At 64.4% G+C, this 12,148-nt stretch carries 10 protein-coding genes; all 10 read right to left on the reverse strand.

All coding sequences use genetic code 11. From position 1 onward, the window contains the following. Positions 1–3: 3 nt before the first annotated feature. Positions 4–759, reverse strand: a complete 756-nt coding sequence (locus tag WJU17_RS04845) for a serine protease (RefSeq protein ID WP_346326205.1) — start codon at positions 757–759, stop codon at positions 4–6. Continuing rightward, on the reverse strand, positions 759–2,297 hold the full coding sequence (gene xrtA, locus WJU17_RS04850) for an exosortase A (protein ID WP_346326206.1): 1,539 nt from the start codon (positions 2,295–2,297) through the stop codon (positions 759–761). Before xrtA ends, WJU17_RS04845 begins: the two co-directional genes overlap by 1 nt. Beyond that, on the reverse strand, positions 2,294–3,487 hold the full coding sequence (locus tag WJU17_RS04855) for a TIGR03087 family PEP-CTERM/XrtA system glycosyltransferase (protein WP_346326207.1): 1,194 nt from the start codon (positions 3,485–3,487) through the stop codon (positions 2,294–2,296). Before WJU17_RS04855 ends, xrtA begins: the two co-directional genes overlap by 4 nt. 3 nt (positions 3,488–3,490) lie before the next feature. Then, a complete protein-coding gene (locus tag WJU17_RS04860) occupies positions 3,491–4,522 on the reverse strand; it encodes a FemAB family XrtA/PEP-CTERM system-associated protein (RefSeq protein WP_346326208.1) in 1,032 nt (343 codons plus the stop codon). A 24-nt stretch (positions 4,523–4,546) separates the two neighbouring features. Continuing rightward, positions 4,547–5,371: an XrtA system polysaccharide deacetylase gene (locus WJU17_RS04865; RefSeq protein WP_346326209.1), complete on the reverse strand. Its 825-nt coding sequence runs from the start codon at positions 5,369–5,371 to the stop codon at positions 4,547–4,549. Positions 5,372–5,391: 20 nt separating this feature from the next. After that, positions 5,392–6,774: an XrtA/PEP-CTERM system-associated ATPase gene (locus tag WJU17_RS04870; protein ID WP_346326210.1), complete on the reverse strand. Its 1,383-nt coding sequence runs from the start codon at positions 6,772–6,774 to the stop codon at positions 5,392–5,394. A 211-nt stretch (positions 6,775–6,985) separates the two neighbouring features. Continuing rightward, positions 6,986–8,458, reverse strand: coding sequence for a TIGR03016 family PEP-CTERM system-associated outer membrane protein (locus WJU17_RS04875; RefSeq protein ID WP_346326211.1), 1,473 nt, complete (start codon positions 8,456–8,458; stop codon positions 6,986–6,988). A gap of 31 nt (positions 8,459–8,489) precedes the next feature. Further along, positions 8,490–9,437 carry an XrtA-associated tyrosine autokinase gene (locus WJU17_RS04880; RefSeq protein WP_346326212.1) on the reverse strand — a complete coding sequence of 316 codons (948 nt, stop codon included), beginning with the start codon at positions 9,435–9,437 and terminating at the stop codon, positions 8,490–8,492. A gap of 254 nt (positions 9,438–9,691) precedes the next feature. Next, positions 9,692–11,266 (reverse strand): XrtA system polysaccharide chain length determinant, encoded by a 1,575-nt coding sequence (locus WJU17_RS04885; protein WP_346326213.1) that lies wholly within the window; start codon positions 11,264–11,266, stop codon positions 9,692–9,694. A 245-nt stretch (positions 11,267–11,511) separates the two neighbouring features. Then, a complete protein-coding gene (locus WJU17_RS04890; protein WP_346327396.1) occupies positions 11,512–12,141 on the reverse strand; it encodes an XrtA/PEP-CTERM system exopolysaccharide export protein in 630 nt (209 codons plus the stop codon). Positions 12,142–12,148: the final 7 nt, after the last annotated feature.

The raw sequence follows: 12,148 nt of genomic DNA on the forward strand, positions 1-12,148 counted from the left end.
CGGTCAGGGCTGCAGTCCCGCTTTCTTCAGCATCTCGATGGCGGGCGGGATCGGGATCGCGAAGGTAATGCCCGAGGGGCGGTCGAGAGCGCGCTCCTTGGTTTCCTGGACGAAGGTGGAATTGATGATGCCCACCACCGAGCCATCGCCCGGATCGACCATGGGACCGCCGCTGTTGCCGGGATAGCTGGTCGCGTCGAGCTGGTACGCCATGGTCTTCTTGTCCAGCGCCCGGATCATCTCCGGCGTGAGGTCGGCCGGATTGGCCTGCGAGCGGGCGATCGGCGTGATCGCCGAGATGATTCCCCTGTGGGTCGCGGGATAAAGCCCGTAAACCGCGCCAACCGGGAAGCCGGTGAAGGCGATTTCCTCGCCCTCCATCAGCGGCTGGCCCAGGAACAGACGGAGCGCCGGCAGTGTCTTGCCCTCGATCTTGAGCAGCGCGATGTCATGATCGGCATCCGCGGCGACTTGGGTCACCCGGTGGATGGTCGCGTTGTCGCCCTCGCCGACGAAGATCGAGAGGCTGCCGGTATTGGCGCCGCGCACCACATGCAGCGCTGTCATGATATGCGTGCCGTCACCGACGGCGAAACCTGTGCCGAGAATCACGTCCTGCGGCTGCCGGGCCGGGTCATGCGTACCGATGGCGACGACGCTGGGCTTCACGGCCGCGATCAGTTCGACAACCGGATCGGCATGCGCCGACGGCACGGTCGCGGACAAGGCCAGGGCGGCGGCGAGAAACAAGGCGCGCATCAATAGGTCTCCGAAGTCAGAAGGGATGTCGGCGAAAACGCGCGCACGAAGTCGCGCGTCAGGGTCAGGGCCGCGTCAAGATCGCCGTCGAAATCGGTGGCAATGGCGAACACGGCCGATGGCTGAGGGCCGCCCAACAGGCGCGCCCTGGTCGTTTCCAGCTTGGCGGCGATATCGCTGCTCACATTCTTTCCGTTCACGCGGTACCAGTAGAACACCAGCCGCTGACGTCCCGGCCGAATGAGGCGGACATATCGAACGCTTACGGTCTCGCCGTCAACCTCCAGCGTGGCCCGTTGGCGTTCGCCGGCATCGTCCCAGCCCGGTCCCGCCAGATCATTGCCGGCATTGATCAATTCTGCGCCTTGCCGCTGGCGGTCGTAGCGGGCGACGTACATGTCGACCGCCTGCCCTCCCGAGATGTAGCGGGCGATCAGGCTGGCGTCGGCGCCACGATAGAGCGGCTTCCAGTCCAGCCCCTGATAGGCGGTCCGTCGCCAGCCGTGCGCCTCCTCGGGCGCCGACATGGCGCCGCCGGCCGGTGCTTCCCGCGCCTCGACGATCATGGCGTAGGCCGGCCCTACGCCCGCCACCAGCAGGACCGCGGCGGCGGCGGCGACCATGGTCCGTCGGACGCGGGAAGACGTCCCGTCATGGGCGAACGCGTGCGCCAGCCGCTTCGGCGGCGATTCGGCGAAGAGCCAGCAGGTCCCGATATAGAGCGCTAGGACGAACAGGAAGAACCAGAAGCCGTAGATCAGGTGGTCGACGTCCATGCCGCGCTCGCCCTCGCTGTAATAGCCGAGAAGGACGATGCCGAGGGCGCGCAGCCAGTTGGCGACGATGGGGATGATCACGGCGAAGGCGATGGCCGCGACGCGGCGCGGCCAGGTCCGGAACAGCAGGTATGCGGTCAGCAAGCCGATCTGGAACATGGCGGTCAGATACCGGATGCCCGAGCATTCCTTGGCCACGTGATAGAGGTGATAGGGCTGCGATCCATCCTCGAGGGTGATGAGAAAGCCGTCCGTGGTGATGGGTATGCCGAGCAGACGCACGGACCAGACGAGGAAATCGGCGGTCCAGCGCTGCAGGGTCGGCACCAGGAAATCGCCCATGGGGACGAGAAACACCATGAACCCCAGCGGGAACAGGAGCACGCGCACCACCGGCCAGCCGAACAGCGCCAAGACCGCGCCTTGCACCATGCCCACCAGCGCCAGCTGCTGGACCGCCTGAACCTGGGCGGCCCAGCCGGCGAGCCAGCCAAGCGACGCGCCCAGCACGAGAGCCAGACCGCGCCAGTCCACGCGCGGCACCAGAGCCGCGAGACGATCCCTGTCCTCCCAGACCAGATAGGCAAGGATGAACGGTACCAGATAGGTGTGCTGGAAACTGTCCGAGCCGCGCCATGTTCGCTCCATGGAGGCGGCGGTCTCCCAGAAAACCGCCAGCAGCACGAGCAATACGGCGCCGAAGGCGAGCGCCGACCACTGCCACCGCGACATGCCGGCCAGCGCCGCAGGCGCCGCCGTCACGGAGCCATCACCCGGTCCAGGGTTCTCAGATTGGCGTCCCAGCCATAATCGCTCAGCACCCGCCGCCGCGCGGCGGCGCCATCGGGAGCCCCCTCGCCCCCGGTCAGCACGGTGATGACGGCCCTGGCCATGTCGTTGGCTGAGTCGGCGACGGCCACCTCGCCAGGCTGGATGCCGCGCAGGCCCTGCGCCGCCGCACCGGAGGTCACGACCGGCCGGGCCATGGCCATGGCCTCGAGCACCTTGTTCTGGATTCCGCGCGCCACCCGCAGGGGCGCGACGACACACGCGGCATGGGCCAGATAGTCGCGGGTATCCGGCACCGCGCCGGTGACGGTGACGCCGGGCAACGCCGCGAGGGCCATGACTTCCGAGGAGGGATTGAAACCGACGACATGAAACGAGGCCCGCGGCACGCGCTCGCGCACCAATGGCAGGACATCGGCCGCGAACCAGCCGACGGCATCGATATTGGGCCAGTAATCCATGGCGCCGGTGAAGACGATGGCCGCGTCATCCCCTTGGTAGGGATCGGGATAGGCACGCTCCGGCGAGAACCGATCGGTATCGACGCTGGAGGTGAGCGCAAAGGTCCTGCGCGCGGCGGCGGGGACCCGTTGACGGAACAGGGCCGCTTCCGGTTCGGACACCAGCAGGCAGGCATCGACCCGGCCCGCGACCGCCGCCTCGAAACGGCCCAGCGTTCGGGCCTCGCGGCGGTAGAGCCATTGCAACGGGCCCTGGCGGGCGTCGGCATATTGCGCCCACTTGTCCGAGTCCACGTCGACGAAGTCCATGACCCGGCGCATGCCATCAAGCTGGTCGAGATAGAGCCCGGTCTGCGAGGAGTAGAGGAAGGCGGCCTTGGGCGCATGGCGGGCGACGGTCTCGCCGACCCAGGCGCGCATGCCCGAATCCCTGTAGCACGCAACGCTGAGCGGCTCGCTGCGCAGCAGCCCGGTCAGGCTACGCATCCGCGCCAGAGATTTTGGCAGGGCCGTGAAATGGGTGCTCGCGCACAGCGCCTCGAGTACGCCCACATGCTGCCAGTCCTCGCGGTAATCGATGAAACAACCGAGATGGACACGATAGTGCTGCGCGAGGTGCCGCAGGATGTGCCACGAGCGGATCTTGTCGCCCTTGTTGGGCGGATAGGGAATCCGGTGCGCGAGGAAGATGAGATCGTCCACGGATTACCCCAGATAGCGGGAGACGCGCGGGCCAAGCGCATTGGCGACGCCCAGCGGCAGCCGCGACCAGACCTGGATCATCAGGCGGTATTTCGGATTGTTCGGGCTGGCATCCGGTAGCGGGCCGCCCTGCGGCAGGTAGTATTCGTAATGCAGCGGCGCCGCCTCAAAACCGAAATTGCGCTTGAACGCGAAGGCGCCCGAGCCGACCTTGCTGCGCCCGAAATCGAACAGGGTCGCGCCGCGCGCGCCGGCCCGGCACATCAGGTCGTAGTACATGAAATCGTTCGCACCCAGAGCCCGCGCCTCCCGTCCGCCGCCGCCATAATAAGGCAGGACCTCGTCGCGGAAGTAGAAATTGAGCACGGAGGAGACCGGGCGTCCGTCATGTTCGATGGTCAGGATATCGCTGGAGCCATGGAAGACGCGCAGCAGTTCGGCGAACCAGCGCCTGGGAAACACCGGCGTGCCCAGATTGCGGACGCTGGTGGCGTACTGGAGGAAAAACCGGTCGAGGCCGGCATCGACCGTCCCGGTCAGGCCGCGGTCGATCGCCTTGCGCACGACGGCGCGCTGCTTGCGGGGGATGGCCTTCAGGTTCGCATCCGGATCAGCGCTGATGGCGCGGCGGAACGTGGCGTAGGTCTGATCCTTCGCCGGCCAGCCCAGGCCGGTCGGCGCGCGGCCCCGCAGTTCGAGATAGTCGGCGCCGACGGAATCGGTCAGGGCGCTAGCCGCTTCGACGAGGGCACGCAGCGCCGCCGGGGTGTCGGCGACCGGGCCGCCATAGACGGCGAAGGCGCTCGAGCTGATCATGTGGCCGAACAACAGGCTCTTGATCCGGACCAGAGGCAGCACGCCGACGATCTCGCCCGCGGACTCGGCCAGCAGATAGGGACAGTCATGGCCGAACGCGTTCTCGATGGCGACCTTCCAGCCCGAAAGATGGAAGAAGGTGGCCGACGGGGCACGCTGGACATAGGCGTCCCATTGTTCATGCCGGTCGGCTGAAAGACGTGTAACGATAAGGCTCACGCGGCACCCGGCGGGATCGCGGCGTCAGGCAGCGCCAAGAAAGACCCGGTCCATCCGGTCCCATTCGAAATCGCGCAGCGCGCGGCGGATCTTGCCTTCCATGGCGGACAACCGCGTGTAATGCCGCAGGCGCGACCGCAGCGGCGCGCCATGCTGGCGGGGCTGATCCGGGTCGATCTCCCACGGATGGAAATAGAGCATGGCGGGCTGGCGATCTGCATGGTTCACACGATGCCATGCCCAGCGCGACCACGCATAGGGAAGAAGCCGGAAATAACCGCCGCCGCCGCACGGCAGACGCCGGCCGGCCACCTCGACCGTGCTCACCGGCACCTCGGTCAGGCCTTCGGTCGCGTAGGCGAAGCGGTTGCCGCCGGGCATGCCATAAATGTCGTGCGCGATGGGATAGATGCTGGAGCTATAGCGGTGCCCTTCCTCGGCCAACGCCTCATGCGCCCACAAGGTGCGGGCATCGATGGAAAAGCTGGCCGCCCGGTAGCCGTTGACGGCGGTCCCGGACAGATCCTCCAGCAAGGCCTTCGTGCGGCGGGTATCCTCGCGAAATTCGACCGGGGTCATGTCGCCGACCCGGCGGTGGCGAAAACCGTGGCTGGCGACCTCGTGTCCTTCCGCGGCCATGCGGCGGACAAGCGCCGGATAGCGCTCCGCCACCCAGCCGAGGGTGAAGAAGGTCGCCTTCACGCCGTGATCGGCGAACACGTCCATGACCAGATGAGTGTTGCGCTCGACGCGGTGCGGCAGGCTATCCCAGTCGCCCTCGCCGATCTGGCCGGCGAAGGCCTGGACCTGGAAGTAGTCTTCGACGTCGACCGTCAGTGCGTTGCGCATCGTTCGGCCGATGTCCTTTTCTAGCTGTCGCGTGCCGAATCCGACAGCAGTTCATCCAGCGCCCGCACCGTCTTGTCGAGCAGCCGGTCATGAGCCCGGGCCGATTCCTCCAGACGCTCCAGACGCTCGAGCAACTCGTCCTTCGGGGCGGCTGCCGGCGCAGGAGACGCGGACGTCCCGTTCCGGACCACTTCGGCCAGCACACGGGCAATCTCGTCCGGGTCGCGCAGGCGCGCTTCCTTGAGGAAACCATACATCAAAAGCTGCGCGCAGTAGGCATCCATGGAGCCTCCCGCCGAAGACGACGGGGTGACGGGCGTGCTGCCCGAGCCGGAAAGCGCCGTGGCCAACAGGTTCAGCACCCCGGGGTCAAGCCGGCGCATCTGCTGCAGGAAGCCGTACATCAACACCTGGGTTCCCAGATCGTCGAGGCGGGACGGCGTCAGCGGGCCGGTAGCGGACGGCGGCGTCACCGTATCGACCTCCGGCTCGAGGCCGGTCTCGACCGCATCGGCCGTGAAACCGACCGAAGGGGCACGATGGACGACCGATGCCGTCTGGTCGGGCGCACCCAAACCTTCCGAATTGCGCTCGACGATGAATTCCGAAATCACCTGCTTCACGATGGCCTCGTCAATTTGATGCAGTTCCTCGAGATATCCGAACAGCAGCAGGCGCGAGCACAGCTGGTTCAGCCGGCGCGGCATGCCGCCGCAGAAGTCGTGAATGGCCTGGATCGCGTCATCCGTGAATGCCGGGTCCTGGTCCCATCCCACAAGCCGCAGACGATGGTGGATGTACTCCCGCGTCTCGTCCCAGTCGGCCATGGGCAACAGGTGATAGGCGGCGATCACCCGCTGGCGCACCTGCTCGAGCGCCGGATCCTTGGCGAGGCGCCGGCGGAATTCAGGCTGTCCCACGAGCACCAGCTGGATCAGCGCCGCGCCGCCCACCTGGTAGTTGGACAGCATCCGCAGTTCCTCGAGCGTGGCGTTGCTGAGGTTCTGCGCCTCGTCGACGATGACCAGCACCCGCTTGCCCGCCTGATGGGCGTCCTGCAGGAACGCCTGCATCCGGCCCAGGACGGCGGCCTTGTCCAGCCCTTCGTGCTGGATACCGAGACCGCCCGCGACCATGCGCAGGATGGTATCCGGCTCGAGTTGGGTGGTCACGACCTTGGCGATGAAGTAGCGGTCGCGATCGATGGTATTGAGCAAGTTCCCAACGACGGTGGTCTTGCCCGCCCCGATCTCGCCGGTGATGACAATGAAGCCTTCGCCCTGGCTGAGCCCGTAGGTCAGATAGGCCATCGCCTTACTGTGGGTCCGGCTGCCGTAATAGAAGCGCGGATCAGGCGTCAGCTGAAAGGGTATTCCGGTTAGCTTGTAGAAACTGCTGTACACAGGCACACCTCGTCATGCGGTCAAGCCCGGCCCGGATAGCCCCCACCATCCCTTGCCAAACCAGGCACTCGTTCCACGTGCCTAATGAGGTAGTGAGATTCACGACGGGAGGCAAATGGATTCATTTGAATGAAATCAAACGCATATATGAATCGACTTGAACGCAAATCTTAGCATTCGGGGGCCTCGCCCGGACCATATCTAGACTCGGTCAGAAGTTGGCGCGCAGAGAAAGCTGCACCACATTTTCCGTCTGGTCGCGAACATTGACGTTCGAATCGAGGGTCGAAAAGATATAGGCCAACTCGGCCTGGGCATATTTCGAGAAGTCGTAATGGATTTCGGCGCGTACACCGTAGAAATTATCGACCCGGCTTGGGCCCAGATCGAAATCGGTATGACGGTGGCGCAACTGCAGCACCGCGCGCAGGCGTTCGTTCAGACGGCGTGAAAGACGACTCTTGATGTCGTATTCATGCACTTCCCGGCCGGTCGTGTCGAACACCCGCTCTTCGTAATAGGCTCGCGTGTCGAAGGTCGTGCGGCGGTGATCGTACTGGAAATTCACTTCCAGACGATTGCTGCGGAACGTGTCGTTCTCGACGCCGAACACGATGTCGTCGGGATCGAGAATGCTGCCGAAATCGCTGACGAAGAAATCGAAGTCGTTGAACTGCCCGTCCTCGTTGATATCGGCGAAGCGCCGCTGGGTCGTGGTGATCTCGTGCTTGTAGCTGAGCCCCACCTTGAAGCGCTTGCGGCGATACATCGCCTCGGCACTGAAGGAGGTATCGCCGTCCATCTTGCCGTAACGCACGGTGACGTCGGTATTACGGGTCGGATTGAACCGCAGGCCCGCATCCCAGACAAAATCGTCGATGTTCTCGCTGAGATCGGGATCCTCGATCTTCTCCCAGCCGGCCGAACCGACGAGCCCGAGCCAGCGCACGAAGCGGTACTCGGCCTCGGCGCGGGCGAGGATTTCCCGGGACTGCCGTCCATCGCCGCGGCTGCGATCGTCATAGCGTCCAAGCAGGTTCCAGCGCAGCCGGCCGAGGCGATCGCCGCTATCCGCGCGGACTTCGCCCGTATGGCTGAGATAATTGTCGATGAAGCGCGGCGTCGGATCGTTCGCCTTGGGCTGCGACACGGTGACGTAGCGCAGCCGGTACATCCAGCGCATATCGGCGATATCGAAGAGCCGGTGCACGAAATAGGGCTCGACCGTATAGGACTGCGTCTGACGCCGATTGATGGAATAATTGTCGGACGAGAAGGTCACGGACTGCGTGTTGTCGACGAAGGGTTCGGCGATGATGCCTGTCGCGTCGATGTAGAAATGATCCTCGATCGGCTCGATGCGCAGTTTCGACGTGAGATGATTGCGCCACTCGGTCCGGCCATCGCGCGAGAACTGGAGGAAGCTGCCCTCGTAGTCGGCCTGGAACTTCAGCCTTTTGCCGTCGACCTCGACGGCAAGCCCGGGATTGACCCGGAACACCACGTCGGATTCCTTGCCCGGATTGTCCAGGTCCACATTGTCGGTATAGCTGACCTGGGCGTCCATGCGCGGCGTCACGCGCCATTTCGCGGCGGTGGCGGCATGCGCGGCGGCCAGCGCCGACCCCGCGACGACGGATATTACAATAAGACGTTTCGGGTCTCTGACCCGGCGGCGAGTCACACCCAGCGCCCTCCCCCCAAGAACGCCAAGGCTAGCTCCTATAGTACTCGTAATAGGACCCGAATCTGACCTTGCCGCCCATGAAGCGGGACTTATTCAACAGCATGCTGATGTTGCGGCAGTCGCTGATCAGCGACAGCGCTTCCATCACCTGGGTCTCCCTTGTCCGGTCGGCCTCGACCACGAAAAGGATCTGGCCCATGCGGGCCGCGAGCACGCCGGGCGCGCTGCTGGCGAGCACGGGCGAGCTGTCGAAGATCACGATACGGTCATGATAGCGCCGCGCCATTTCCTGGAGCAGGGCCGCCATCTTGTCGCTGGACAGCAACTCGGTCGCGCCGGGATGGGGCCGGCCGGCCGGCAGCACGGTCAGATTGTCGATATTGGTGCGCAACAGGCAGTCCGCCACATCGAGGCGGTCGTCGACCAGCACGTCGATGAGGCCCTTGTCCGCCTCGATATCAAGGGCGCTGAGCAACTGGGGCCGCGCCACGTCGGCATCGACGAGCATGACCGTCAGATCCCGCTCGGACGCGATGCTGAGCGCCAGATTGATGGAACAGAAGGTCTTGCCCTCGCCCGGCTGGGTACTGGTCACCATCAGCAGATTGCCGTTGGGAATCAGGTCCGGGCTGCTTGGCAGCGCCTTGCGCAGCAATTGCCGCTTCACGATGCGGAACTCTTCCGCGACGCGGGTCGGCGCATCATCCGGCACGATGAAACCACCCTGGCGCAACCGGTCCAGATCAATCATCGCCGATTGGGACCGGCGGCGCTCCCGCGGGGTCCGGCCTTCGGTCGCCGTTGGCTGAGCGTGGGGCTGGAGCTGGCGGAACGGCACCGCCTGCGGCGCAGGCTGCTCGACGACAGGGGGAGCCGCCTGATCCGTGGACGGAGCGCCGCGGGGAACCGAGGCGATGATTTCGGGCCGGAACGGCGGCCGGACCGCTTCCGTTTCAGGCGCCGACGGAATCGTCACTGGACCGGCGTCCGGCGACTGCGCCAACGGCGGCTCGACCGGAGATGGCTCAGCCGGAAGCTCGGTGTGGGGCTGCTGGCTCTGCGGCGCCGGCGCCGCGGGGACGGCCGCTGCGTCCGCGTTGATCGACTCCCCATCTTCCGGGGATTTTTCGGGCTGCCTCTCCTCCGGACGCTCAGGTTCCAGAGAAAAGGCCGAAGAAATCCGTTGGGCTGCGCGTTCGATCAGGCTTCTGCTCGACTCCTGCGCACCCATCAACCCGTTCCCCACAGCGCCACTGGTCCGATCCGGTAGGTCATGACGAATACATATGCCACAATAAGACCGACCAGGACGACAGAGAAAGACGCGATCTCGACCCTTTTCCGCCGACTGTAACTATCGAACGACACTGCCGAAATGGTGCCGAGCACCGGAAGATCGAAACTGGCGCGCAGGCGGTTCGCGGTGGAGAAGGTGTGATGGACCTGGCTGAGCAGGAATGCCACGCCCAGACCGGCGCCGAGCCCGACCAGCAGGGACGCGGACAGCAAGGCGGCGCGGTTGGGGCTGCTGGGGCCACGCGGCAGATCCGGCGGCTCGATGACGCGGAACTGCACCTTGTCGGTCTTGCCTTCCAGATCCTGTGTGATCCGCGCGGACTCGCGGCGCTGCAACAGATCTTCGTACTTCTTCTTCACGATATCATAGTCACGATCCAAGCGAAGCAACTCGGCCTCGACATTCGGGACCGTCTTGGCGAGCTCGTCCAATTGGGCGATCATCTGCTCCTGCTCGGCCATGCGCGCACGCAAGCTGGCGATCGCCGTGTCGGTTTCCACCAGCTTGACCTGAATCTGCTCCCATACGGGATTGACCATGGTCGCGTTCGGATTGAGCGGGCTTTCCTCGCCGCCATCATTGGAGGCCGCCGCCGTCGCCTTCTCCTGATTGAACGTCTCGATGGCCTTGTCCAGTGACTCCTGCGCGGCGATCACGTCGGGATGAACAGGCGTGTATCCCATCGCGTCCAGTTCGGCCAGCTTCCGACGCATCTCGGCGACCTGGTCTCCTGACGTGAAGGAATCCTTGTTGGTCCCGCCCGCGGTTCGGATGGCGATGAACTTTGGCACGTTCACCGCCTGCTTGCCCAATTCGGTGCGGGTCAGCACCGCGTCGTTGTACTGACGCCGGCGATCGACCAGTTCGCTCTTCTCGCGCTGCATGCGCGCATAGTAGTTGTCGTCACCGGGAAGCATGCCGATGTTATCGCGGCGGAACGTGGCGCGGCGCTGTTCGGCCTCGGACAGCTGCTGCTCGTAATCCCGGATCTGTTCGTCCAGGAAGCGACGCGCCTGGGAAATGTCCTGGCGGCTCAGACCGAGATTGCTCTCGACGAAGATGGTCAACAGCGACTGGACCACACGCTGGGCCTTCTGACGATCGTGATCCTCATAGGACAGGCGGAACAGGTTGGGGGCCACGGGCGTCAGCTGCACCTTGCTGCGGATCTGGTTGGCCATGGCGGCGACCTGAGCGTCGCTGGTGGCGCCGAGATCCAGATCGGACATGCGCAGCACGCGTTCCATGTTGGGACGGCTGAGCAGCGTCTGCTGCATCACCTGAACCTGCCGGTTGACATCGACGGCGACGGTCACGCCCTCGAGCAGGTCCTTCAGCATGGTGTCGGTGTCGATGTAGATCTGGGCCGAGGATTCATATTTGTCGGGAATGGAGGTGACGTACATCCATCCGCCCAGCGTCACCAGCCAGGCGACGCCTAACGCATACCAGCGCCTAAGCCAGAGCGACCTGAGCAGGAGAAGCAGTTGTACATAGTTATCGTTCATGATTCGTCTTCGGAGCCGTTGAGCTTCTAAAGCCCCTTCCTCGTTAGGTTTATCGCGCTCCCATTCGCGAACCCGTTGATAGGCCAGTATACCGCGAAAGCGGCGGAACCGACAGTAGGGCCTTTGGAGAGTTCCCTCACGCCGGAAAACATCCGAACCGGACGCCTTCCCCTCGTGTTCTCCAGGGCGACAACCGCCAACTTCCTAACGAACAATTCCTCGACTATGTGTGGCTGCCCAGCCGCTCAGAAAAAGCTTTCCGGGATGATGATCACATCGCCGGGATTGATTTTCACATTGGCGGAGGTGTCACCATCACGGATCAGGTCGCTGATCCGTACAGTGTACTCCTCCTGCTTGTTCTCCTGTACGTTGTAACGCACGAGCGTGGACCTGTTGCCGGCGGCATATTCCGTCAGTCCGCCCACGCTGATCATCACATCGAGCAATGTCATGTTGGAGCGGAACGGGATCGCCTGCGGCTCGGTTGCCTCGCCGACGACGCGCACCTGCTGCGCGAACGGGCCGGTGAATCCCGAGACGATCACGGTCACGATCGGGTTGCGAATATACTTGGAGAGCGCCTGTTCGATATCGCGCGCCAGCTGCGTCGGCGTTTTGCCGGTGGCGGCCAGATCCTCGATCAGGGGGACCGAAATACGGCCATCGGGGCGCACGGTCACGGTCGTCGTGACTTCCTGGTTGCGCCAGACGAAGACGTTGATGGTGTCGAGGGGACCGATGATGTAATCCGGCCCGGGCCCTTCATTGGGGGAGACGAATTCGGCGGAGGGCAGCGAACCATGGCGGGCACCGCAGGCGGCGACCAACAGGACCATGACCCCCAGAATGATTGACCGCGTCACGTTCTTCACAATTCCG

It is taken from the genome of Iodidimonas sp. SYSU 1G8 (assembly GCF_039655775.1).
Taxonomy (GTDB): Bacteria; Pseudomonadota; Alphaproteobacteria; order SMXS01; family SMXS01; genus RI-34.